Here is a 22,965-nt window from a genome sequence, read left to right on the forward strand (position 1 = left end):
CGTTTTAATTTGACACGGAGCAGGGGAATATTCAGCGCATAAATAGCCATACTACCCGAAGGAAAATGAATTGTATATGGTTTTGTAATTTGGCAGTGATATATGCATGTTATGAGTGGTAAAAGGTTAGAATGGTGTAATACATAGAAATCGAAGGTGGGCCAGTCAAAACTATTAAGGAGGACAAGCATGATTTTCGATTATGCAAGTAGGCTTTTCGTCGTTTTTATCTTGTCAGTATGTGTAAGCGTCATGTTCTTAACCGGGAAAGAGGCTGTGGCAGAAGGGGATGAGGTAACAAAGGATACCGAATCCTGGATATTTCCAGTGGAAGGGACGATTACAGATTCATTTGGTACAAGAGATGGTACACATAAGGGTATGGACATCGGAGGAGAGATAGGATCCCCCGTCTATTCTGTAGGGAAAGGGACAGTGAGTAAGTCTTATCTTTCTAAAAGTTATGGTCATGTTGTGTTCATCAGACATGAAAACGGATATGAAACAGTCTATGCTCACCTTGAGAGCAGATTGGTGGACGAAAATCAGCAAGTGGCCCAAGGAGCACAGCTAGGCACCTTAGGGGATACGGGAAGATCGACCGGTGCCCATCTTCACTTCGAAATTCATAAGGGGGAATGGACAATCGATAAGGAAAATGCCATCGATCCCTATCGTGTATTTGGAAACGGTGAAGTCGGTCAACTGGTCTTTGCGAAAGAAAAGGACCCCTTCCGGACGGTGGATGTAGCCGGTACTCCTAAAGTAATTCTGAATGAAGATGTGCATGTGCATACCGTTCATAAAGGAGAAACCCTCTGGGGGATATCTCAAACGTACGCCGTGTCAATAGAAGAGATCATGTCAGAAAACGCATTAAAGAACACCGATATAGGAATCAACCAGATTCTGAAGATACCGGCAGCGTCCCAAAATGGTCGGTACGTTGTAAAGAAGGGGGATACATTATCTTCCATTTCCCTGGCTCAGGGAGTCGATATTGATGAACTGGTTCAAAAGAATGATCTGGATTTGCATGCAGCCATTTACCCTAAACAAGTTCTAAAGGTGCAATGACCATTCCATAGGTCCTTTACATAAAGATATGTTGATATAGTTCGAATTCGAGCTTTTTATCTTCACATTCTCCTTCACATTATGTATAATGTAAATGTACAATAAAATAAAGATTCGTCTTCGGGGCAGGGTGAAATTCCCTACCGGCGGTGATGAAACAGTTGTTTCTAAGCCCGCGAGCCTTTAGGGGCAGGATTTGGTGTGATTCCAAAGCCGACAGTATAGTCTGGATGGGAGAAGATGAAGGTTTATGCCAGGACGTTTAGAAATGGGAAGCTGAACGTTTATTAGGGTATGCCTTTCATTCTCTTAGATAGAAGTATCTAGGAGTTTTTTAATGCTACCCTTTGGTCGGAACCATCTTCGAAATGAGATGAATCTCCTAAAGGAGAGAGAGTTTATGAAAAAAATGAATACACGCATGTTTGTCACAGTTGGTATGTTAAGTGCCATTTCGTATGTGTTAATGTTGTTCAACTTCCCAATACCACCATTTCCAAAATTCTTAATGGTCGATTTCAGTGATGTACCTGCTTTAATTGCGGCGGTTACATTAGGCCCGCTTGCTGGAATATTGGTGGAACTATTTAAAAACGTGATTGATTATGTCATGACTGGAAGCGATACAGGTGTTCCGATTGGTCATGCAGCTAACTTTATAGCGGGAGTGCTCCTTATTCTTCCGACCTATTATATCTATTCACGTTCCCAATCAAAAAAAGGCTTGTTGATTGGATTAATTACAGGAACAGTCGTAATGAGTATAAGCATGGGGATATTAAATTATTTTGTGTTCCTTCCTGCTTATAAATACTTCATGAATTTTGAGCTTCCTGCTGAAATCATCATTACGGGAATCGTTCCATTCAACATCCTGAAAGGGATTTTGATAACTACTGTTTTCACCTTACTGTTCGTCCGCCTTCAAGGCTGGTTGTCAAGACAAGTGGCCTTTAACAAAGCGGCATAGTGATCATATAAAATGAACCCTTCAACTATAGTTGAAGGGTTTTTATTTTGTAGAACCCCAAAAGAAAAGGCTAAGGGAATATTCCTCCTTAGCCTTCATCCCTGCTATTCAAATTTAAGTGCATCTCCATCGAACGGTTCTTCAGAAATTTTAATGGAATCTGTCGGACAGCCTTCGAATGCATCGACCATATCATCTTCCAATACGTCAGGAACTTCGACCGTCCCCTGGTTATCATCTAATGTTACAAATGCAATACCTTCATCATCATAGTCGTAAATATCTGGAGCGGCAGCCCCACATGCTCCACATGCAATGCATGTATCCTTGTCAACGATCGTATATTTTGGCAAAGAAAAAACCTCCCGAAAAAATAATTCTATATAATTCATCATTATACACAATGTCAATTTGTGAAAAATCACTTAATGTTTATTTTATAGAGGATTGAATGACTTTTCAATAGTTAGGTGCTCTCTTTTTATTTTTATCCTATATAAGAAAAACAAAACATGGTGAAAAGCCAAATTCATGGTACAATATTTGACAATAACCTACATATTAAGGAGTAGAGAATTGACCTATCTTAATTATGTGATTCTATATTGTTTTATGTCAATCAATGGGGAACGCTCGATTTACTCTGTATACCATATCTTAAAAGGGAAGAAGTCTTCCCAATCGATTCAGGATGCACATATCTTTCACTTACAGCCATTCTTTCTTTCGTTACCAAAGTTGAAACGATCCTTTTTTAATCAGAAGATAAAAGAGCTTGAGAACGCTGGGTGTATTACCCTTGGGAATAGTGATAATGCCCTCGTGACAGAAAAAGGCTTAAAAGACGTAAAAGAACATTTTCAGGATGCTCGATTTCCTTCTGCTATGAACGGGCTCCTCTATGGTGATCAAACCCGTCTGTTTTGGATGAGGCTGAGCCTTCTCGTTCAAGTACTCTCCAATGGTAAGAGGAATGAAACCGTCTATTTCCCTGTTCAACGGAACAGGGTCATCCAGGAGTGGGTAAAGAACTGTATCCGAACCAATCCTGATAATGATAAACTTTCAAGTATTCTTTTTAAGGAGCTCTCAAGCATCTTGCATACCCAAGAAAGTGATCCATCCCTACTTATCTACCGGTTGACGGGATATCAAGACTACGGTTGGACCGAATTGCAGGTGGCAAACATGCTGGAAATGGATAAAGAAGAATTTCGCTTCGAATTCCTTAACCTGCTTCATCGTATGCTGGCGGAAATAGAAAGTGAACCATCAAACTATCCTTTATTATATTCCATCAGCTTGAAAAATGATTCTAGACAAAACTTAACGATATCAACGAGTAAGACCTACGACTTGTATAAGAGGGGCCATTCCCTTGAAGAAATTTCGAGGATCCGAAAATTGAAGCAGAATACCATAGAAGATCATGTCATCGAATTGATCCTTACACAAGAAGATCTGGCCATTGACCCATTCATTACCCGGGAAGATTATGTGAAGGTCCTCGATGTGATGAAAAAAGAAAAAACAAAAAGACTGAAGCCCATTAAAGAAAAGCTACCTCAATTGACTTATTTTCAAATCCGGGTGGCGATTGCGAAGGCAGGTGAGACACGTGAATTTATCACTAGAACTTAAGAAGAGATTCGGTTATTCATCTTTTAGAAAAGGGCAGGAAGATATCATCCGTTCTGTATTAAATCACCGGGATACGCTAGCTATGCTTCCGACGGGCACCGGAAAATCATTGTGTTATCAATTACCAGGGTATCTGCTGGAAGGGCATGTCTTGATTATCTCTCCGTTACTCTCCTTGATGCAGGATCAAGTGGAACAGATGAAAGTGATGGGGGAAAAACGGGTCATCGCACTGAATTCGTTTCTTCCATTTACTGAAAGAAGAACAGCATTGGAACAGTTACACAAGTATAAGTTCATTTTCATTTCTCCTGAAATGGTAATGAACAACAGTGTGTTAACTTCCCTCATGACATTGAAAATTGAACTATTCGTAATTGATGAGGCTCATTGCATTTCCCAATGGGGACCTGATTTTAGGCCGGATTATCTTAAGTTGGGAGAGCTGAAGGGGAAGATCGGGAATCCCACCACCCTGGCATTGACTGCGACCGCCACGGAGGAAGTCAGGGAGGATATTCAAGAAGTCCTTCAAATGGAGCATGCAGTTGAAATGGTCTATTCAGTCGACCGTGGAAATATAGGATTATTTGTCGAGAAGGTTTCCGGTCAAAATGACAAATTGAATAGCCTCTTAGAATATGTGTCGGCCTGGGGTGGTCCCGGAATTGTCTACTTCTCGAGCAAACGAATGGCTGAAGATGTTGCCATCTGGCTATCTGAGAACGGAGTGTCAGGGGTTGCCCACTATCATGGGGGCATGGAACAAGAGGAACGGATTCTTATCCAACAGCAATTTATTTCGGGTAAGCTGAGAATGATATGTGCTACCTCTGCTTTTGGGATGGGCGTAAATAAAGAGGACATCCGGTTCGTGATTCATTTTCATTTCCCGTCAAGCATAGAAGCGTTTTTACAAGAAATCGGGAGGGCTGGCCGTGATGGCAATAATAGTGTTTCTGTCGTTCTATACTCTGAACAGGATCTATCTTTGCCATTGCAGCTTATCCAAAGTGAACTACCTGAAGATGATCAAATTCATGGGTTTGTAGAAGGATGGACCAAGGGACATAGCAAAGACTTAATCGAACAGCTGCAGCTGACCGATGTGCAGTACCGGTTTCTTACTTATTATACAGAAGAATTGACCAGTGGGCGGGGTCATAACCAAGATAGATTACTAGAAAAAGTGAAACAAATACGGAACAATCGTTTACAATACAAAAAGGAGAAGCTTAACATCATGGTCCACTGGCTACAGGACGGGACATGCAGAAGACAGAAGCTCCTACATTATTTCAATGAAAGACATGAAGAGGAGAATCCATTCTGCTGTGATGTATGCGGTTATTCACCAAAAGAATTTAAGAGTGAATCCATCACGTTGAATTCACAAGATCAGGAACCTGCCAATTGGGAAAAAAGGTTAGAAAAATTACTATTAGGATAAGTGGTAACGATGCAGAAACAAGGGGAAATCATTCAACAACTTACAAAGAAGCAATTAACCTTCCATTTATATTTCACTCAATTTTTACTATTAACGATTGCATGCGGATCAGGTATATTTTTATTTGACTCAGTGTCAGATTTCTGGGGGCAATTTCACCTTTCTTGGAACATCTTCACGATTGGGATGTCAAGTGGCTTAATGATTGTCATGATCGATATCTTCCTAATGAAGGTGTTACCTGCGAAATACTATGATGATGGTGGGGTTAACGCCCAAATCTTCACGAATAGAAGCATGGGAGAGATTGCCCTTTTAGCTTTTTTCATTAGTGTGAGTGAAGAAATATTATTCAGGGGTGTGCTCCAATTTCATTTAGGACTGATCATTTCAAGCATCATTTTTGCGCTTATACATTTCAGGTATTGGGCTCACTGGTTTCTTGTCATCAATATTGTATTGCTCAGCTTTTGGATCGGTTTTATTTACGAAATCACAGAAAATTTATTAGTTACAATCATCATGCACTTTGTCATCGATTTTTTACTGGGATTACATATGCGTAAGAATGGAAGACAAAGAAGTAAAGAAGGGATGTCTCATGAGTAAAGACCCATATAGAGATCAGGCAGCGAAACTGAAAAAAAGAATTGAAAAAGTCCCTGACGAACGCCCCGTCAAAAAAAGGGAGCCCCTTCCCCCGAGAAGTGAGCTCCATAGAGAGAAACAAAAAAAGAAAAATTGGAAAATGAAACACCCGTTGATCAGCATGCTCCTTTTATTTTTTATTTTAATGCCACTGACTGTATTTAGCATATACTCTTATTTTGATAACAGAAATGGTCCACTGGTCGTCTTGTCAGAAGATGCAGATGATGTTGTTGAAGTCCGATATGACCAATCTGAAACCAATCAAGAAGAGAGTGAAGAAGCAGTGAATTCCAAAGAAGAGGGTACGGTTGAAGAAAAGGACCAGAATGAATCAGCAGAAAAGTCCAATTCTACTGCTAACGTCAAAAATCAACCAGCTTCTCCTCCACAAGCTAAAGAAAGCGTTAAAGAGGAACCAAAAGAAGAGCCAAAAGAAGAGCCAAAAGAAGAGCCAGAGGTCAAAATTGTGTACCACACGGTGAAACCTAAGGAAACACTCTTTCGAATTGCAATGAATTACTACAATTCACCATCAGGTGTCGATCGCATCAAAGAATGGAATAAGATTCAGGATAATGATATTCAGACAGGGCAAGTGTTGGAAATTCCATTAGATCAATAATAACCCCCATCCCCATTTATTTTGGGTGGGGGTTTTTTATTTACATTTCTTTGCAACATCTTTCTATAAAATTTACATTGCATTAAGAGAAGGAACACAAAATGAAAATATACTAAAGATGACAGTATTACTACAGGAAAGAGGAGTGATATGGTGGACAGAATGTTGACGCGCTTTCGGCAGGCTGATGATAAGTTATTTTACAGAATCAATGCTAGTAAAGAACTGTACCGATCATTATTTGGGTATGTGACACATCTGGGGGGAGCCAGGCTCACGATAAGTTCCATCCTTATCCTGTTTATCCTTTGTCAGTATTATACAGAAATCAAGCATACAGTCATCGTTGCGATGATTTCCCTCATTCTCAGCCATTTCCTGATGACGTTTGTAAAAAAGGGGGTTAAACGAATTCGGCCGTATTTGACTTTGCCCGACGCAGTCATTCACGGATATGAATTCAAAGATCACTCTTTTCCATCCGGTCATTCAACGGCCATTTTCTCTATCACCATCCCATTTATGATTCATTACCCGATCACCATGCTCGTTCTATTTCCTTTAAGCTGGCTAGTAGGGTATTCAAGAGTCGTCCTTGGAGTACACTACCCCTCTGATGTATTAGCAGGGGCATTTCTTGCATTCGCAACGGCTATGATGGTGATGCTGTTTTTCTGATGACGATATGAATGTGTGAAATTCAACGACGTATATAGGAGGAATTGTATATGAGAGTGGCCCTTTTTTCCGATACGTACCATCCTCAAGTAAATGGAGTGGCAAGGACATTAAAAAGACTGACCGATCACTATGAGAAAAGAAGGATTGAATACAAAGTATTCGTTCCGGATCTTCACGATCAGAAATCATCGTATCCCAATGTACACTCGTTCACGAGCTTTCCCTTTTTTCTTTATCCTGAGTGCAGGGCCGCAATCGCAAATCCAAAGACCATTGTAAAACAGCTAAGAGATTTTTCCCCTTCTCTGATTCATGTCACAACCCCTCTTACAATGGGGCTTAACGGGATACGCGGTGCAAAGAAAATGCAGATCCCCTTGGTTGCCTCCTATCACACCCACTTTGATATGTACCTGAATTATTACAGGATGATGTGGGCTTCCCCTTTGCTTTGGAAATATATGAAGTGGTTCTATTCACAAGCTGATCGAATATTTGTACCTTCAGAAGAAACGAAGCTGCATCTTGAAGGTCAAGGCTTTTCTGATTTGTCGATATGGGGCAGGGGGGTCGATTGTTCTGCCTATACACCGGAGAAGCGAAATGATTCCTTAAGGGAAAAATATAAAATTGAAAAGAAATATATCCTGTTATATGTCGGGAGGTTGGCTCCTGAGAAAGATTTAGACACATTAGAGAAAACGATAAAATACCTTCCCGAAGAGGTGAAGGATCAGGTACACTGGCTTATTGTTGGTGATGGACCCATGAAGAAAGAACTCATGGAAAAGACAAGAGGGGAAGATGTCACTTTCACAGGCTATGCCACAGGGGATGAATTAGCGGGGATATATGCATCATCCGATTTATTTGTCTTCCCTTCTGCTTCAGAAACTTTCGGTAATGTCGTATTGGAGGCCTTTGCATCCGGCTTGCCGGCGGTAGTGGCAAATAAGGGGGGAGTGACGAATATCGTGGAGCATAACCAGACTGGGAGAATGGCAGAAGCTCACCGGTATCAGTCTTTCATCCATCATATTATCGATATGTTGGATGAAGACCGTCTTCAGTACATGAAACGAAAAGCATTACAAATGGCAGAAAAGCAATCCTGGGATGCCATATTTGATGAACTTCTTAACGAATTCAGGGAAGTATGCGATTCCCGCAGTAAGAAGCAGCTATTTGGTTGATAGCAGGTGAATAGAGGTTCCTCTTTAGGAGGACCCTTTTTTTATGAGCTGATTCTATCTCTACGGACAAGCTCATACACTATAGGGAGGAAAGGGGAGGATAGTGGATGGATCGTTCAGGCAAGGAGTTTGGGGAATGGACGGATCAAGCGACGGAACAGATGTTACATAACCTGATTGAAAAAAAGCGAAAGTTTGACAAAGCGAAAACCATGCATCTCTACACCTTATGGGGAACATTATTTGCATCATTCTTCTTCCTGTATTATATGACGAAATTTGTACTGAATCCTTATTCTTATTCGTTTGCCGCAATGTTCTCCGTCTTTGTCTCGAATTCGTTGCACCTGTTCATGACACTTATACTGGTTGTCCTTTTTGGTGCGACTAAAATATTATTTGAAAAAAAGGAAAAAAAGGAAAAGGAATTCCATGATTTAAGATGTGAAGTCATCGATCGAAGCAAAGATTTATGGAAAGAAGAAGCCTGGAAAAAAAGGCATCATGTGTATGATAAATTAAAAAAAGAATGGGACATTAATCTGTTTCATGGGAGCAAGTAAGCGGACCTTAAATCCAGGGGGAACGGGATAGTAAAGGGGCTGGCCCATCACATTTGCCATGAGCCATAAAACCCGAAAAATCAAAAGAAGATCTTTTTATCTCTTTCTTCCTTAAGTATTTCCACAGCTTCGCGGAAGCGCTGGGAATGGATGATCTCCCGCTCCCTTAAAAAGCGCAGGCCGTCATTCAGATCCGGATCATCACTCATATTAATGATCCATTGATACGTAGCCCTTGCTTTCTCTTCTGCGGCGATGTCTTCATATAAATCTGCGATCGGATCCCCTTTAGCTGCAATATATGCTGTGGTAAACGGGACGCCTGCCGCATTCTGATAAAAAATGGCTCCATCATGATTGACATAATGGGGATCAAGTCCCGCTTCCTTCATCTGATCAGGTGTGGCATCTTTGATTAATTTATAAACCATCGTTGCAATCATTTCCAGATGAGCAAATTCTTCTGTCCCGATATCTGTTAATAATCCAATCACCTTATCAGGTATTGAATAACGTTGATTGAGATACCTGAGAGCAGCGGCAAGCTCTCCGTCTGCCCCTCCATACTGTTCAATTAGAAATTTTGCCAATTTAGGGTTGCAAGTACTTACCCTGACAGGGTATTGAAGCTTCTTTTCATAAACCCACATTGTCCTGAACCTCCTCTATATCATTAAACTTGCCATGGCCAAGGTGCATCCTTCCAATCCCAAGGATAATTGGAGTAGCTGTACCCATAATGGGTCAGTGGGCCAAATTCCTTTTCGAACTTCTTTTTTATCTGTTTTCGCGTCTTAATATACATATTGTATTGGGAGATCGCTTCGAAATCTTCCGGATGGGTATCCAGATAAAGTGTGAGGTCCACGATGACAAAATCGACGGCCTGCAATTCTTCTAGCACCTCATAGTAATGGGGAGGAAGCTGTTTCATATTCGGTTACTCTCCCTTCGTTTTTTCATAGGGACTGTAGTAAGGGTCATAAAACACTTTCCAAAGGGTCCCCTTTTGCAGGGCTTCCTTCGGAGAATATTGTTCTAAGTTCGGTGGCTGGAACCCCAGGTAAAGGTTAGGTGGTGTAGAATATACCTTTCGTGTAATGGGTTTGCACGGATCGAACGGACTTACATACGGATAATACGCTTTATAAAATTCCTGCATGATTATCCCTCCTTTAAACAAAATCCTTCGTAACAACATATGAACGTGGGTGGGGGAACATGTTAATTTATTTTAATTCATAATGTTGAAGGAAAATACGGTGAAAATGTTGAATAGATAAGGGGAAGGATATAAATGATGAGGTGGTCAAATGTTTGTTAAAAATGCGATGATACCAAAACACAAATGCTATGTGGTAGACGAAAATGATTCACTGGAAAAAACGCTGACGGTTCTCGAGCATCATAAAATTGACGGGGTGCCGGTCCTCTCAGATGATCAGTTTAAAGGTGTGGCGACCCGATACAATATTTATCAGAGCTTCTTCCAATCCGGTATGGAAAAGAAAGCCTTTCTCAAGGAGAAAAAAGCCCGGGATATTATCACAAATTCGGACAAATACATTACAGATAAGGATGTATTTGAAAATGCATTAATAGAATTAAAGGATTCACCGATCCTCCCTGTGGTCGGGGACAACCATGTATTCCTTGGACTCATTACCCGTTTTGATGTCCTGGATCAATTTAGAAGTGCATTCGGGATGGATCAGAAAGGTGTACGCATCGCCTTCTCTTCTGTAGAAACCGAAGGACGTATCGCTCGCCTTGGTGACATCATTCAGCAGCACTCTGAATCGGTCATATCCCTGGTGACCTTTGATGAAACCGATAAATTACTCCGACGTATTGTTCTTAAAGTAGAAAAGAAAGACAATATGGAGAAATTTCTTAATAAACTGGAGAAATCGGGATTCCGCATCCTCGATATCCATGAAGACGAATAAGTAGTGAATAAAATCCAGTATGAAAAAAAATCCCTCTCATAAGATTTATGGGAGGGATTTTTTTGATCAATCTTTTTGTGAAACTGATAATCACGTTTCTTTTAGGGTATCTGTTCATTACATGGTTTCCTGTAACAGAACGCCTGACTGAACCAGAGTTCATTGTTGAATTGGTTCTGAACCCGATTCAGTTCTTCGCTGCTTCCATCGCCTTTATGATCGGCCTCTTGGTACAGGGGAATGTCTTGAAAACTGAAATTCATTCCGTGATACAATTATGGAATGGAAGACTACATAAAGAATTGGTGATCATCCCATTTCATATCGGACTGATCTTTGCATTGAGCGTTCATGGAGGTTGGCAAACGATGATTTTTTCCTGTTCGGCCTTTTTTTATGGTATTATTTCAATAGATTTTCGCCGTCAAGGAGGCCACAATGCTTGAATTATGTATCATTTTAATGGCAGGGGGAGTCACTCTCCTCTTAATTATGTTGTATGAAGCACGTCGAAACGTAGTGAAAATTGAAAAGGTGAAGCTTCCAGGCTTTCCGGACCACATGCAGCCTGTAACGATCTTTTTTATTTCAGATATACATAAACGTGAAATTTCGGATGAAATCATCGAAGAAGTGAAGGGAAGAGCGGATTTCGTCATCATCGGCGGGGACCTTTTGGAAAAAGGGGTTCCCTTTTCAAGGGTTGAGGGGAATCTGGATAAACTCCAGTCATTAGGTAAGGTTTACTTCGTATGGGGAAATAATGATTATGAAGTCAATACCACAAGGCTAAAGGAAATATTTATTGAAAAAGGAATCATTGAAATCGTCAATACTTCAGTCAAGGTTCCCCTGCATAACGGTATGATGAACTTGATAGGGGTAGATGATGCAAGTACCCAACGGGCAAATTATCCACTCGCACTCGACCAGGCATCCCCTGATGAATTCAATGTTTTGGTCAGTCATGATCCAAGGCTTTTGAATCAGGTTTGTAAAGAAGATGGAATCGATCTCATGATAAGCGGTCACACACATGGAGGTCAGATTCGATTGTTCGGTTGGGGATTGTATAAAAAAGGGAGGCTTGAAAATCTCCCGGAGACCACCCTATTAGTAAGCAACGGCTACGGGACCACCGCCATTCCCTTGCGCTTGGGTGCACCAGCGGAAACGCATTTGTTGATATTAGACAAATAATAAATGAACATTTGTTATTCATTACCTATACAGATTTTACACAAAGAGGTTTCTCGATTATAATTTTTATAAGAAGAGAAATACTTGGGGGACTATCGATGAGCAATGAAAAAAAGTTAGAAGGAAAATACAATATAAAAGCTGTGTCTACCATTTTAGGGATTCAACCAGGTACTTTAAGGGCATGGGAGAGAAGATATCAGATCATTGCCCCTGTCCGTAATGAATCGGGTCACCGCCTTTACACGGAACAGCATTTAAATATATTGAAATGGCTTGTTGAAAAGGTTGATCAGGGATTTACCATCAGCCAGGCGGTAGCATTACTGGATAAACAGGAGCTTGAAGAAAACGAGATCACTTCCTCTGAACAAAAGGATCGTACTCAAACGATTTCGGATGACTTACTAAAGGCTTTATTAAGTTTTGATGAAACGAAAGCCCACGATTTGATCAATCAGTCTTTTTCTGTATATACAATAGATAAAGTCGTCATTGACATTCTGGGAAGCCTCCTCGTCAGAATCGGTGATTTATGGGAAAACGGTGAAATCACCACGGCTCATGAGCATTTTGCTACATCTATTCTCAGATCCAGAATCGGTATCATCATGCACTCTTTCCCGCATAACGGCATCTTACCTAAAGTAGTCGCGGTCTGCGGTCCGGGGGAATGGCATGAATTGGGATTGTTGATTTTTACCCTTTTCGTAAGAAGAAAAGGATTTGAAGTCATCTATCTGGGATCAAGCATAAAAGAAAACGATATAGACATCGTGCTGGACGAAGTGAATCCAAAGTTTCTATTCTTATCCTGCACCCTCCTTGAAAATGTAGACAACCTTCTATCTCTGGTCACTTCATTAAAGAACGAGCGGAATAATCTGGTCATTGGAATGGGCGGATTTGCTGTAGACCATCTCCCAAAAGACTTAAAAGAAGAGTTTGATGAACATATCGTGGGACAATCCAAGGCCCAGTGGGAACAATGGCTTAAAAGTAAAATATAATACGAATATGCACTGTTTTCGGCCCCTTACATAGTATGATGATAAATCGTCACACTCTAGGGGGTACGAAGATGAAGCTCGAAAGAATATCTGACAATAAAATAAAATTTTCCATTAGTGTAGAAGAGTTAGAACAAAAAGGGTTATTCGAACAAGACCAATGGAAAGATTCCTATATGTGGCATGATCTTTTTGAAGACATGTTAGATGAAGTGCAAGGGAAGTTCGGCATCGAAACACAAATGGAGATCACTGTGGAAATCGAATCATTCGATGACCATGAAATCTGCATGATCCTTACATTGGAATCAGAAGATGATTTTTCTGACTGGGAAGAAGGGACCGAATTGATGAAATCCATGAATGATCACGATGTGCTCGTGTATTTCGATGATTTCGATGATCTAATTGCCCTTCTTAAACGGATCAATCAGATGGGCAAGGTGAACAATGCCCTCTTTCAATGCAGCATTTATTTCTATGAAAAAAAGTACTATATCCTGATTGAGAATTTGCTTGAAGGAGACAGCTTCATCCTGGAAGCGATTTGCACCGAGTATGGTCGGCAAACAACGATTACAAAATATATCCTGATGGAATACGGCCGTGCAGTGCTTATCAGGGATTCCATTGAGAAGATATTGTTTTATTTCTAGCCTTGCGCGCGAGGACCAGGCTATGCATCTTTACCCCCTATATTAATATCGTTTCCTAATGGTTTTGAGAAATATTTTTTTTAGCACTTTCAGTTGATCCTGAAGGTGTTTTTTAGTTTTAAGTGGGATCTTTTGGGTGAGTGCTGATGGGGTGCGGAGGGGAGGGAACTTTTCTTAAATGACAGCGTTTTCATTATTTTGCTCTTTTTTTAATTTTCCTTCTTTGCAAGAGGAAATCAAACGTGTATACTATGTCATGAAAGCGGGCAAGGTTCCGCTAAACAGTGAAGGATACTGGGAGGTTTACATACATGGTAGCCGAAAAGGGGAAAGAAAATCATCAAGCATCAGATCAACATGATGTACTGAAATCTACACAAACGGTTATTCATCTTGCACTCGATAAATTAGGATACTCAGAAGAAGTTTATGAATTACTTAAAGAACCTGTCCGCATGTTAACGGTTAAAATACCTGTCCGCATGGACGATGGAAAAGTAAAAGTGTTTACCGGATACCGTGCGCAGCATAATGATGCGGTCGGGCCGACTAAAGGTGGGATTCGCTTTCATCCGAATGTATCGGAAAAAGAAGTTAAAGCGCTTTCGATCTGGATGAGCCTAAAGTGCGGAATTGTCGATCTTCCTTATGGGGGAGGAAAAGGTGGGATCATCTGTGATCCACGGGATATGTCATTCAGGGAGCTGGAAAGATTAAGCCGTGGATATGTACGGGCCATCAGCCAGATTGTCGGGCCATCCAAAGACATTCCTGCACCGGATGTTTTCACAAACTCTCAGATCATGGCCTGGATGATGGATGAATATAGTCGGATTGATGAATACAATTCTCCTGGATTTATCACAGGTAAGCCACTGGTCCTCGGGGGATCTCACGGCCGCGAAACAGCAACGGCCAAAGGAGTGACGATATGCATCCACGAAGCTGCGAAGAAAAAGGGAATCAAACTGGAAGGTGCAAGGGTGGTCGTGCAAGGCTTCGGGAATGCCGGAAGCTTCCTGGCCAAGTTTATGCATGACGCCGGCGCGAAGGTGATTGGAATCTCAGATGCATATGGTGGTCTGCATGACGAGGAAGGATTGGATATTGATTACTTGTTAGACAGACGTGATAGCTTTGGCACAGTAACGAATTTATTTAATAATACGATTACAAATGAAGAACTCCTGGAACTAGATTGCGACATTCTTGTACCGGCAGCCATTGAAAATCAGATTACGGACAGAAATGCCCATAATATCCGTGCGAGCATCGTGGTAGAGGCTGCTAATGGACCAACGACATTGGAGGCCACGAAAATCTTGACTGATAGGGGTATTCTTCTAGTTCCTGATGTATTAGCTTCTTCTGGCGGCGTGACGGTTTCATACTTCGAATGGGTCCAAAACAATCAAGGCTATTACTGGACCGAAGAAGAAGTGGAAGAAAAGCTGGAAAAAATACTCGTAAACTCTTTTAATAATGTCTATGAAACGTCACAAACAAGAAGAGTGGATATGAGGCTTGCCGCTTATATGGTAGGGGTAAGGAAAATGGCCGAAGCCTGCCGATTCAGAGGTTGGATCTAAGATATTGGAGAATGGGGCTGAGACAAAAGGATTTCAGCCAAATGAAAGACCGAACGAGTGATTTGGTGAAAATCTAACTCGTTCGGTTTTTTATTTTTTATAAATAAGGGTTAATTCATGTATTTAGCAGGTTTTAGCTGTTGATTGGAGGGCAAGACGAAGACTCCGACGGGAAAAGTGGAATAGGTGAGACCCCGCCTGAGCGCAAGCTGTGAGGAGGCTCGCCTTCCGCGGAAATCAACAGCGGTGTAACAAGTGATTCCAAATATCCCTAGAGATTGTTCGTCTTTATAGTCAATTTATGTCCAAGCCTGATTCTTTATTTATGTCACATTCAATTCAGTTGGAATATCCATACTATAAATGAGTGACTGGAAGGGCCGAGTGCTCCTTTTTGACCTGAACGAAAAACTATTCCATAATAATTGAGTAAAGTTTATTAATTAATCTGAAGCAACGGACAGATAAGGCCATTCAGATAGAGGAATTGAAGGAGTGTCTGAATTTGATAAAGGAAGAATGCATCATTGTAGGCGGAGGTCCATGCGGGCTATCTGCTGCCATTAGTTTAAAAGAAAAAGGGATCAATCCATTGATCATTGAAAAGGGAAACATCGTGAATGCAATCTACCACTATCCCACTCATCAAACGTTTTTTTCATCAAGTGAAAAACTTGAAATCGGTGATGTGCCATTCGTCATTGAAGAGCATAAACCAAGAAGGAACCAGGCATTGGTGTATTATCGTGAAGTCGCTAAGCGCAAAGATTTAAGGATCAACCGGTTTGAAACCGTTCATGAAGTAAAGAAAAATGACGGATTTTTTACCGTGTCAACTTCCAAGGGGATATATGAAAGTAAATCTGTTATCATCGCGACGGGCTACTATGATCATCCGAATTATATGGAGATTCCCGGAGAAAATTTGGGAAAAGTGTTTCATTATTTCAAAGAGGCTCATCCGTTTTTTGATACCGATGTGGTAGTGGTCGGAGGGAAAAACTCGGCAGTCGACGCAGCGCTTGAATTAAATAAAGCGGGGGCAAGGGTAACGGTGTTATACCGGGGAACTGAATATTCCAAGAGCGTTAAGCCCTGGATCCTCCCGAATTTTGATGCCCTGGTGAGAAATGGAGAAGTCACTATGGAATTTAATGCATGTGTAGACGAGATTACGGATGACTCGGTTATTTATACCGTCGATGGGGAGAAGAAAGAAGTGGTTAATGACTTTGTTTTTGCCATGACGGGCTATCACCCTGACCACAGCTTCCTGACAAGGATGGGGATAGACATTGACAGGGAGACAGGTCGTCCTGCCTTTAATCCTGAAACAATGGAAACGAATGTTGAAGGGGTTTATATTGCAGGAGTGATTGCAGCTGGTAATAACGCCAATGAAATATTTATTGAGAATGGCCGTCACCACGGTGGAATGATTGCTGAATCCATTAAGCTGAGAAGTGAAAATTAATCGTAAGAAAGAGGTCCAGATTCTGGACCTCTTTCTCTTTGCTTCTGTTTTAAGTTTTGGCTGTTTTGACAAAGATCGTTGCTATCATATACAGACTAAGATTTGCGAATGCTCTGCCTTATAGGGTGTCGTGCAGGAGAGTGATGGGTACAGTCCCGCTTTCCACGGACGTTCGGCCGAGCCTCCTCAGCAAAAACCGCTTCCGGGGTCTTGGCACGACCGTTTTCCGTAGGAGTCTACTCAGTTCCCTTCAACCTCCGGAGTAGTAAGTGTTGACAGAGCAAAATGGTTTGTGACCATCCGTTTAAAAAGATTAAAGGACTATTAAATAATAAAGTCACTGCAATGAATGAGATAGCAGTGGCATAAGCAATCTCCACATTTCCTTTGTGTTAGTAAAACACTTCTTCTGGATAGTTGATTGTAGCGGAAGGTGCTCGACTCCTGCGGGAATAGCGTGAAAGTCGAGACCCCACAGGGCAAAGCCCGAGGAGGCTCAACTCACGCCCCGCGGAAAGCAACCGCCACTCGCCACATCCTAAAGCAACAATGTATATGAAAAGAGCCTTAGTTTTTAAAGATCATTTCTAATTCATTCATGTCTCTCGTCTGGGAAAGGGCAACCATTAATTTAATTCTTGCTTTTTGTCCATTCAGTCCATTAGAGAAAATGACCCCTTTTTCCTTCAATTGTTTCCCTCCACCGGAGTACCCGTAAATATCCTGAACAATTCCGTTGAAGCATCTAGAAACCAATACGACGGGAATATTCGCTTCTACGAGTTCTTCGATGCCATTCACCGTCTCAGGGGGAAGATTTCCCTGTCCAAGTGCTTCAATGATCACACCGTCGTATTGAAGGTCTTTGATGGCCATCAGGAGACCGGAGTCCATTCCCGCATATGCTTTAATGAGCGTTACCCTCTTTGAAATATCGCAGATCTGGTAATGCTCATTTGAAGTGGGTTGATGATGGAAGAGTACCCCCCTTTTTGTGACGATGCCAATCGGTCCATATTGAGGGCTTTGAAAGGTGGATACATTGCTTGTATGGGTTTTGGTCACGTTTTTTGCTGAATGGATTTCATCATTAAGGACGACCAGGACCCCTTTGCCTCTTGATTTGTCACTAGCTGCAACACGCACGGATGAAATCAGGTTGTATAAGCCGTCCGCTCCGATTTCATTGCTTGACCTCATCGCCCCTGTTACTACGATCGAGATGGGAAGGGACAGGGTCAAGTCCAGGAAGTAGGCGGTTTCTTCCAGTGTATCTGTACCATGGGTGATGACAACACCATGGAATGGCGATTCCTGATATTTTGTTTCAATGATTTCTTTTAGTTTCTGCATGTGCAGAGGCGTAATATGTGGTGAAGGCAGATGGAAAGCCTCTTCGACCGTGAGATTTGCCAGGTTTGAAACGATGGACGTCTGGACAGAAAGGGGGTTTTCCTTCCCCGGAGTAACGGCTCCTGTCTGCTCGTCTTCCATCATCGAGATGGTCCCGCCTGTATGTATGACTAAAATATCTTTCTTCATCACTCATTCCTCCAACCAATTAAATTCCTATTTCCAATCCTACACTAACATGATACGATTAAGAAAACCGAAAGAAAAGAGGACTTTTGTATGCTGGTGATTTTATCAGCGGGTATAGCACCAGGATTAGCATTGTTAAGTTACTTTTATTTACGGGATCAATATGAGGCAGAACCCATTACACTCGTGTTTAAAACCTTTATGTATGGTGCCATTATCACCTTTCCGATCATGTTTCTGCAATACGTCCTGGAAGTCGAAGGAATCATTGCTTCCAATTGGTCTACGGCTTTTATTTCCTCTGGTTTCCTCGAAGAGTTCTTTAAATGGTTTATTTTGATGTTTGCCATTTTCCAGCATGTTGATTTCAATGAACCATATGATGGGATTGTCTACGGAGCGAGTGTATCACTCGGTTTCGCTACGGTTGAAAATATTTTATATTTGGTTGCCAATGGAGTCGAACATGCATTTGGAAGGGCTGTATTACCCGTGTCCAGCCACGCTCTGTTCGGTGTCATTATGGGGTATTATCTGGGCAAAGCCAAGTTCTCCTCAAGTGAAGAACGGCGTAAATGGCTCCTTCTTGCCCTATCGGTACCGATCCTGCTGCATGGAACCTATAACTATATCTTCCTGGCTGAGAAAAACTGGATCTATTATATGGTTCCATTTATGTTGTTCTTATGGTGGCTGGGTTTAAAGAAAGTGAAGAGTGCCCATCAGCTTACTGAGAAAAAGTACAAAATGGAATTGAAGAAAGAAGTCATGTAAAGGCGCTTCCTGTGGGAGCGCCTTTACCTGTAAACCACAATGAAACAGCCCCCGTATCAAGGGGGCTGTTTCATTTATATGCAGCGGCAAGATCGGTTTTAGGAGCTTCTTTTCGCTTCACTTCATCTATTTTATTTACAAACATTTGAAATACTTTTCTTTTTTCTTCAAGATCACGTATGTATTCTTTCAGTTCATTATACTTCTCTTCAAATGGTTTATGATACATTTGCCGGATATTTTCAATGATTTCCTCATTCACCGTCGACTGTATGACCTGCTTTGTAATGCCGTATTTATAGGAGTAAACTTTCAGTTCCTTCTTAACATCCTCATAGTCCGTATTGATTTGATCGAGTACCTCTGAAATATCCTCTTTCCATTCCTCCAAAGACTTTGCTAAGTAATCTTCCATCGTGACCCTCCCATTCTATATTTGAAACTTCCCTTTTCACAGTATATCTTTGCTTGTTTACATGGGGGTTGCTGAGACATTACAGTGTCTTATCAAAGTGTTTCATTTATTCGGATACCTTATATCATTTCATATTTTTATCATTCCACTTGTATAAAATGGGAGTCTCTACAAAAACTAGAGTTAATGTTAATTGAAGATATGGAGGTTAAAGCATTATGAATAGTCGTTTCAAATGGGTTTCTACTTCAGTCGTCATGGTGCTTATGTGTTCTCTCTTAATGATTTCTTCAGAGGGGGAGAAGGCAGACGCTTTTACAAATCAGGTAATTCAACAAGGCGCAACGGGTGAGGATGTAATTGAACTTCAATCCAGGCTTCAATATATCGGTTATTATAACGGTGATATTGATGGGGTTTTTGGATGGGGAACCTACTGGGCATTGAGAAACTTTCAGTACGAATTTGGCCTGAAAATCGATGGACTGGCAGGACCGACAACAAAAGCAAAGCTTTTGAAGGCGTCAAAGTATAATAAACAATTTGTGAAAAACCAAATTGAAAAAGGGAAAAAATTCAGCCATTATGGCGGAACGGACCTTAATAAGCAGAAAGCTCCCGATGGAGGAGGTAAGAGTGGTGGAGGTACATCAACTCAACAAAATAAACCAGCACCAAAACCGGCACCTTCTAAACCAACTGCAGCGAATACACCAAATGGATACTCTCAAAATGACATTCAATTAATCGCCAACGCAGTATACGGGGAGTCACGTGGTGAACCATACGAGGGTCAAGTAGCTGTAGCGGCAGTCATTCTAAACCGAATTGACAGTTCAGCATTTCCTAATACAGTGGCAGGGGTCATCTTTGAACCTGGTGCGTTCACTGCTGTAGCTGATGGTCAAATCTGGTTAACTCCTAATGAAAGAGCCAAAGAAGCGGTTTTGGATGCAATCAATGGCTGGGATCCATCTTCAAGTGCCCTCTATTACTTTAATCCTGCGACGGCAACAAGCAAATGGATATGGTCGCGTCCACAAATTAAGAAAATAGGAAAACATATATTCTGTAGCTAAAGAGGTGAAGCGAAATGGTGCGTGTCATTCTAATAACGGTTCTAGTATTGGGTGTGGCTGGTACTGCTTTCTGGGGGTATCAGGAACATCAGGAGAAAAATGCGATACTAATCAATGCAGAAAACAACTATCAAAGAGCTTTTCATGAATTGACTTACCAAGTGGACCTGCTTCATGATCAAATCGGGTCTACACTTGCCATGAATTCCAGAAAATCATTATCCCCTGCCCTTGCAGATGTGTGGAGGTTAACCTCACAAGCTCACAGTGATGTGGGACAGCTGCCTTTGACACTTCTTCCATTTAATAAAACGGAAGAATTCTTAAGTAAAATCGGTGACTTCAGTTATCGCGTAGCTGTAAGGGACCTAGACAAGAATCCATTAACAGATAAAGAATATAAGTCATTGGAAAATCTCTATGAACAAAGTGCTGATATTCAGAACCAGTTACGGAAGGTCCAGCATCTTATCATCGAAAACAATTTGCGGTGGATGGATGTTGAAATGGCTTTGGCTTCAGGGAATGAACAAGCAGATAATACCATTATCGATGGTTTCAAAACCGTCGAAAAAAATGTATCCGGATATGATGAAGCGAACTTTGGATCGACAACATTCGTAAATACAGAGAAAAAAGACCAGAACTTTAAAAAGTTAAAAGGAAAAGAGATTTCCAAAGAAGAAGCCGTCAAAATTCTGAGAAAATATTCAGGTATCCCTAAATCCAAGGATGCGAAGGTTTCAAAGAGCGGAAAAGGCTCCGATTACAAGTTCTTTAGTGTTTCCATCGGTAATGGAAATACGGAAGCAAGCATGGATGTCACCCAAAAAGGCGGCTATCCGATCTGGTACATCAACAATCGTGAAATCAAGAAACCAAAGATCAGCTTAAACAAGGCTGCGGAAAAAGCGACAGCGTTCTTAGAAGAAAACAACTTCCAGAAGCTTGAAATGTTTGAAAGTGCCCAATACGATAATATCGGTATTTTCACTTTCGTTACGGCTTTGGACGGGGTAAGGATCTATCCGGATTCTTTGAAAATCAAAGTAGCCCTGGATAATGGACAAATTGTAGGATTTGCAGCAGAAGAATATTTAAAGAACAATCACGTAAGAGAAATACCCAAAGCTACGATAACCAAGGCTCAAGCGAAAGAAACGACGAATCCAAACCTGAAGATCATGGAAGAACGGCAAGCTGTGATCGTGAACGATTTGAACGAAGAAGTACTATGCTATGAATTCTTAGGGATGCTGGGTAAAGATACCTACAGAATATTCGTCAATGCAAAAACAGGCGAAGAAGAAAAGGTGGAAAGACTCAAAAACGCAGAACCAATTTATGAAGAAGTAGTATAACACTGAGAGGGACGGACTTCCGTAATCGGAGGTCCGTCCCTCTTTCTTGTTGGAAAATTCAAAAAGATGTGGAAAGGAGTAGGCTGACATGCCATAATATAGATACAAAAAACGGAAAGTGGGAATTTTGGACTATGATAAAAGCAGGTACCACATTACAATTGGAACCTATACATAATGATAATTTTGATCGATATAGATGCAGGGTCGTCGAGCTTTCTGAGGAAGGGATATATATTGATTATCCCATACATACCAAGACAGAGAAGGCCATTTTCTTAATTGATGGTACACAGCTTAAAGCAAGCTTCACCATTAATGAACAAACGGTCATGATGTTTGAAACGGAAGTGATGGGCCGTAAATTATCCAAAATTCCGATGATTCACCTGCATTATCCAGGGGACGATGGTCTGGTGAAGATCCAACGTCGACAATTCGTACGGGTAGAGGCCAATACGGATATTTCTTTGAAAATCAATGACCGGTTTTATCCGACACTCACAGAAGATCTCAGCGCCGGGGGCTGCGCTGTGGTGGTGAGGAAGGGAATGGATGTGAAAAGTGGAGCAAAGCTCTCTACCATCATTGTTCTGCCAATGCAAACCGGAGAGTGCCATTATGTGGAGATTGAAGGTAAGGTGATCCGCGTTTGGGAGAAGGATCATAAGGAAATCGCAAGCATTGAGTTTGTTCACTTAACTGAAAATCAAAGACAGCTCATTCTAAGGTATTGCTTTGAAAAACAGCTCGATTTAAGAAAAAAAGGCTTGCTTGAATAAAATTCTAATAAGTACACATACTTTTTCTTAGAACGGAAAAAGGGTGATTCACTTGAAAACAGTAGAACGAATTTTAATTAAATTAGCCATCGTACACTTTATATTACTTATTGCAGTGCAATTCATGGTACATCAACTGAATATCCTTCCCGAACTTCATAAGATCGTATTCTATGAAGGGGTGGAGAAAATGGAATACAGTGAAATAGTTGAAACCCTAACCAATAGAGCAGGAGAATGATGCCTGCTCTATTTTTTTCTTGAATGCTCTTTAGAGGAAACACAC

The 22,965-nt window shown here is 41.2% G+C and carries 27 protein-coding genes and 1 riboswitch; of the genes, 21 read left to right on the forward strand and 6 right to left on the reverse strand.

The features are described 5' to 3' along the window. Positions 1-189: 189 nt before the first annotated feature. Together SLH55_RS18590 and SLH55_RS18595 are read left to right on the forward strand one after the other, a co-directional pair. The gene (locus tag SLH55_RS18590) at positions 190-1,077 is read left to right on the forward strand and encodes a peptidoglycan DD-metalloendopeptidase family protein (RefSeq protein WP_257475083.1); all 888 of its coding nucleotides are present in this window, start codon (positions 190-192) and stop codon (positions 1,075-1,077) included. A gap of 112 nt (positions 1,078-1,189) precedes the next feature. Then, positions 1,190-1,323: riboswitch (FMN riboswitch) on the forward strand. 154 nt (positions 1,324-1,477) lie between these two features. Beyond that, on the forward strand, positions 1,478-2,047 hold the full coding sequence (locus SLH55_RS18595) for an ECF transporter S component (RefSeq protein WP_320324229.1): 570 nt from the start codon (positions 1,478-1,480) through the stop codon (positions 2,045-2,047). 104 nt (positions 2,048-2,151) lie between these two features. On the opposite strand, the gene SLH55_RS18600 is transcribed toward SLH55_RS18595, so the two are convergent. Further along, a complete protein-coding gene (locus SLH55_RS18600) occupies positions 2,152-2,400 on the reverse strand; it encodes a ferredoxin (RefSeq protein ID WP_138775684.1) in 249 nt (82 codons plus the stop codon). Between the two features lie 223 nt (positions 2,401-2,623). Here SLH55_RS18600 and SLH55_RS18605 point away from each other — a divergent pair, with 223 nt between their 5' ends. From SLH55_RS18605 to SLH55_RS18635, 7 genes are all read left to right on the forward strand, one after another. Continuing rightward, positions 2,624-3,688 (forward strand): helix-turn-helix domain-containing protein, encoded by a 1,065-nt coding sequence (locus SLH55_RS18605; RefSeq protein WP_219168380.1) that lies wholly within the window; start codon positions 2,624-2,626, stop codon positions 3,686-3,688. Further along, positions 3,666-5,138 (forward strand): RecQ family ATP-dependent DNA helicase, encoded by a 1,473-nt coding sequence (locus SLH55_RS18610; protein WP_219168379.1) that lies wholly within the window; start codon positions 3,666-3,668, stop codon positions 5,136-5,138. Before SLH55_RS18605 ends, SLH55_RS18610 begins: the two co-directional genes overlap by 23 nt. A 9-nt stretch (positions 5,139-5,147) precedes the next feature. After that, on the forward strand, positions 5,148-5,747 hold the full coding sequence (locus SLH55_RS18615; RefSeq protein WP_219168378.1) for a CPBP family intramembrane glutamic endopeptidase: 600 nt from the start codon (positions 5,148-5,150) through the stop codon (positions 5,745-5,747). Further along, complete coding sequence (locus SLH55_RS18620) at positions 5,740-6,411, forward strand: LysM domain-containing protein (protein ID WP_320324230.1); 672 nt, start codon at positions 5,740-5,742, stop codon at positions 6,409-6,411. Before SLH55_RS18615 ends, SLH55_RS18620 begins: the two co-directional genes overlap by 8 nt. A 162-nt stretch (positions 6,412-6,573) precedes the next feature. Beyond that, a complete protein-coding gene (locus tag SLH55_RS18625; RefSeq protein ID WP_320324244.1) occupies positions 6,574-7,089 on the forward strand; it encodes a phosphatase PAP2 family protein in 516 nt (171 codons plus the stop codon). Positions 7,090-7,139: 50 nt separating this feature from the next. Further along, complete coding sequence (locus SLH55_RS18630; RefSeq protein WP_219168375.1) at positions 7,140-8,285, forward strand: glycosyltransferase family 4 protein; 1,146 nt, start codon at positions 7,140-7,142, stop codon at positions 8,283-8,285. Positions 8,286-8,392: 107 nt separating this feature from the next. Beyond that, positions 8,393-8,848 (forward strand): DUF2663 family protein, encoded by a 456-nt coding sequence (locus SLH55_RS18635; RefSeq protein ID WP_219168374.1) that lies wholly within the window; start codon positions 8,393-8,395, stop codon positions 8,846-8,848. Positions 8,849-8,928: 80 nt separating this feature from the next. Here SLH55_RS18635 and SLH55_RS18640 read toward each other — a convergent pair whose 3' ends face one another. From SLH55_RS18640 to SLH55_RS18650, 3 genes are read right to left on the reverse strand one after another with little or no spacing between them, the layout of a single operon-like run. Continuing rightward, positions 8,929-9,498, reverse strand: coding sequence for a manganese catalase family protein (locus SLH55_RS18640; RefSeq protein WP_219168373.1), 570 nt, complete (start codon positions 9,496-9,498; stop codon positions 8,929-8,931). 23 nt (positions 9,499-9,521) lie between these two features. Beyond that, positions 9,522-9,782 carry a spore coat protein CotJB gene (locus tag SLH55_RS18645; protein WP_219168372.1) on the reverse strand — a complete coding sequence of 87 codons (261 nt, stop codon included), beginning with the start codon at positions 9,780-9,782 and terminating at the stop codon, positions 9,522-9,524. Between the two features lie 6 nt (positions 9,783-9,788). Next, positions 9,789-10,010, reverse strand: a complete 222-nt coding sequence (locus SLH55_RS18650; protein ID WP_219168371.1) for a spore coat associated protein CotJA — start codon at positions 10,008-10,010, stop codon at positions 9,789-9,791. Positions 10,011-10,161: 151 nt separating this feature from the next. Between SLH55_RS18650 and SLH55_RS18655 the strand changes: the two genes are divergently transcribed. The 7 genes from SLH55_RS18655 (at position 10,162) to SLH55_RS18685 (ending at position 16,726) form a co-directional block, all read left to right on the forward strand. Then, positions 10,162-10,797 (forward strand): HPP family protein, encoded by a 636-nt coding sequence (locus SLH55_RS18655; RefSeq protein WP_219168370.1) that lies wholly within the window; start codon positions 10,162-10,164, stop codon positions 10,795-10,797. 62 nt (positions 10,798-10,859) lie between these two features. Next, the gene (locus tag SLH55_RS18660) at positions 10,860-11,243 is read left to right on the forward strand and encodes a hypothetical protein (protein WP_219168369.1); all 384 of its coding nucleotides are present in this window, start codon (positions 10,860-10,862) and stop codon (positions 11,241-11,243) included. Next, on the forward strand, positions 11,236-11,997 hold the full coding sequence (locus tag SLH55_RS18665; protein ID WP_219168368.1) for a metallophosphoesterase: 762 nt from the start codon (positions 11,236-11,238) through the stop codon (positions 11,995-11,997). The genes SLH55_RS18660 and SLH55_RS18665 overlap by 8 nt, the downstream gene beginning before the upstream one ends. 98 nt (positions 11,998-12,095) lie before the next feature. Beyond that, positions 12,096-13,007 carry a MerR family transcriptional regulator gene (locus tag SLH55_RS18670; RefSeq protein WP_219168367.1) on the forward strand — a complete coding sequence of 304 codons (912 nt, stop codon included), beginning with the start codon at positions 12,096-12,098 and terminating at the stop codon, positions 13,005-13,007. Positions 13,008-13,078: 71 nt separating this feature from the next. Then, positions 13,079-13,663, forward strand: a complete 585-nt coding sequence (locus tag SLH55_RS18675) for an adaptor protein MecA (protein WP_219168366.1) — start codon at positions 13,079-13,081, stop codon at positions 13,661-13,663. A 311-nt stretch (positions 13,664-13,974) separates the two neighbouring features. After that, complete coding sequence (locus tag SLH55_RS18680) at positions 13,975-15,252, forward strand: Glu/Leu/Phe/Val family dehydrogenase (RefSeq protein ID WP_219168365.1); 1,278 nt, start codon at positions 13,975-13,977, stop codon at positions 15,250-15,252. Positions 15,253-15,757: 505 nt separating this feature from the next. Beyond that, the gene (locus SLH55_RS18685) at positions 15,758-16,726 is read left to right on the forward strand and encodes a YpdA family putative bacillithiol disulfide reductase (protein ID WP_219168364.1); all 969 of its coding nucleotides are present in this window, start codon (positions 15,758-15,760) and stop codon (positions 16,724-16,726) included. A 567-nt stretch (positions 16,727-17,293) separates the two neighbouring features. Here the strand turns inward: SLH55_RS18685 and SLH55_RS18690 are convergent. Continuing rightward, positions 17,294-18,268 (reverse strand): asparaginase, encoded by a 975-nt coding sequence (locus SLH55_RS18690; RefSeq protein WP_219168363.1) that lies wholly within the window; start codon positions 18,266-18,268, stop codon positions 17,294-17,296. Positions 18,269-18,358: 90 nt separating this feature from the next. On the opposite strand from SLH55_RS18690, the gene prsW reads away from it, so the two are divergent. Continuing rightward, positions 18,359-19,042, forward strand: coding sequence for a glutamic-type intramembrane protease PrsW (gene prsW, locus SLH55_RS18695; RefSeq protein ID WP_219168362.1), 684 nt, complete (start codon positions 18,359-18,361; stop codon positions 19,040-19,042). Between the two features lie 70 nt (positions 19,043-19,112). On the opposite strand, the gene SLH55_RS18700 is transcribed toward prsW, so the two are convergent. Beyond that, positions 19,113-19,457 (reverse strand): hypothetical protein, encoded by a 345-nt coding sequence (locus SLH55_RS18700; protein WP_219168361.1) that lies wholly within the window; start codon positions 19,455-19,457, stop codon positions 19,113-19,115. A 257-nt stretch (positions 19,458-19,714) separates the two neighbouring features. On the opposite strand from SLH55_RS18700, the gene sleB reads away from it, so the two are divergent. From sleB to SLH55_RS18720, 4 genes are all read left to right on the forward strand, one after another. Continuing rightward, the gene (sleB, locus tag SLH55_RS18705; RefSeq protein WP_374939773.1) at positions 19,715-20,536 is read left to right on the forward strand and encodes a spore cortex-lytic enzyme; all 822 of its coding nucleotides are present in this window, start codon (positions 19,715-19,717) and stop codon (positions 20,534-20,536) included. Between the two features lie 14 nt (positions 20,537-20,550). Further along, a complete protein-coding gene (ypeB, locus tag SLH55_RS18710; protein ID WP_219168359.1) occupies positions 20,551-21,897 on the forward strand; it encodes a germination protein YpeB in 1,347 nt (448 codons plus the stop codon). A gap of 134 nt (positions 21,898-22,031) precedes the next feature. Further along, the gene (locus SLH55_RS18715) at positions 22,032-22,679 is read left to right on the forward strand and encodes a flagellar brake protein (RefSeq protein WP_219168358.1); all 648 of its coding nucleotides are present in this window, start codon (positions 22,032-22,034) and stop codon (positions 22,677-22,679) included. Between the two features lie 52 nt (positions 22,680-22,731). Beyond that, complete coding sequence (locus SLH55_RS18720) at positions 22,732-22,920, forward strand: YpfB family protein (RefSeq protein WP_219168357.1); 189 nt, start codon at positions 22,732-22,734, stop codon at positions 22,918-22,920. Positions 22,921-22,965: the final 45 nt, after the last annotated feature.

Origin of the sequence: Rossellomorea sp. YZS02, assembly GCF_033963925.1 — a bacterium.
In the GTDB taxonomy this organism is placed as follows: Bacteria; Bacillota; Bacilli; order Bacillales; family Bacillaceae_B; genus Rossellomorea.

Bases quoted from the DNA above. Each gene is read 5' to 3' on its own strand.
- SLH55_RS18645 (WP_219168372.1), bottom strand. From the start codon at position 9,782: ATGAAACAGCTTCCTCCCCATTACTATGAGGTGCTAGAAGAATTGCAG.
- sleB (WP_374939773.1), top strand. From the start codon at position 19,715: ATGGTGCTTATGTGTTCTCTCTTAATGATTTCTTCAGAGGGGGAGAAG.
- SLH55_RS18680 (WP_219168365.1), top strand. From the start codon at position 13,975: ATGGTAGCCGAAAAGGGGAAAGAAAATCATCAAGCATCAGATCAACAT.
- SLH55_RS18620 (WP_320324230.1), top strand. From the start codon at position 5,740: ATGAGTAAAGACCCATATAGAGATCAGGCAGCGAAACTGAAAAAAAGA.
- SLH55_RS18590 (WP_257475083.1), top strand. From the start codon at position 190: ATGATTTTCGATTATGCAAGTAGGCTTTTCGTCGTTTTTATCTTGTCA.
- prsW (WP_219168362.1), top strand. From the start codon at position 18,359: ATGCTGGTGATTTTATCAGCGGGTATAGCACCAGGATTAGCATTGTTA.
- SLH55_RS18655 (WP_219168370.1), top strand. From the start codon at position 10,162: ATGTTTGTTAAAAATGCGATGATACCAAAACACAAATGCTATGTGGTA.
- SLH55_RS18640 (WP_219168373.1), bottom strand. From the start codon at position 9,498: ATGTGGGTTTATGAAAAGAAGCTTCAATACCCTGTCAGGGTAAGTACT.
- SLH55_RS18690 (WP_219168363.1), bottom strand. From the start codon at position 18,268: ATGAAGAAAGATATTTTAGTCATACATACAGGCGGGACCATCTCGATG.
- SLH55_RS18625 (WP_320324244.1), top strand. From the start codon at position 6,574: ATGTTGACGCGCTTTCGGCAGGCTGATGATAAGTTATTTTACAGAATC.
- SLH55_RS18670 (WP_219168367.1), top strand. From the start codon at position 12,096: ATGAGCAATGAAAAAAAGTTAGAAGGAAAATACAATATAAAAGCTGTG.
- SLH55_RS18615 (WP_219168378.1), top strand. From the start codon at position 5,148: ATGCAGAAACAAGGGGAAATCATTCAACAACTTACAAAGAAGCAATTA.
- SLH55_RS18635 (WP_219168374.1), top strand. From the start codon at position 8,393: ATGGATCGTTCAGGCAAGGAGTTTGGGGAATGGACGGATCAAGCGACG.
- SLH55_RS18595 (WP_320324229.1), top strand. From the start codon at position 1,478: ATGAAAAAAATGAATACACGCATGTTTGTCACAGTTGGTATGTTAAGT.
- SLH55_RS18715 (WP_219168358.1), top strand. From the start codon at position 22,032: ATGATAAAAGCAGGTACCACATTACAATTGGAACCTATACATAATGAT.
- SLH55_RS18630 (WP_219168375.1), top strand. From the start codon at position 7,140: ATGAGAGTGGCCCTTTTTTCCGATACGTACCATCCTCAAGTAAATGGA.
- SLH55_RS18700 (WP_219168361.1), bottom strand. From the start codon at position 19,457: ATGGAAGATTACTTAGCAAAGTCTTTGGAGGAATGGAAAGAGGATATT.
- ypeB (WP_219168359.1), top strand. From the start codon at position 20,551: ATGGTGCGTGTCATTCTAATAACGGTTCTAGTATTGGGTGTGGCTGGT.
- SLH55_RS18665 (WP_219168368.1), top strand. From the start codon at position 11,236: ATGCTTGAATTATGTATCATTTTAATGGCAGGGGGAGTCACTCTCCTC.
- SLH55_RS18675 (WP_219168366.1), top strand. From the start codon at position 13,079: ATGAAGCTCGAAAGAATATCTGACAATAAAATAAAATTTTCCATTAGT.
- SLH55_RS18650 (WP_219168371.1), bottom strand. From the start codon at position 10,010: ATGCAGGAATTTTATAAAGCGTATTATCCGTATGTAAGTCCGTTCGAT.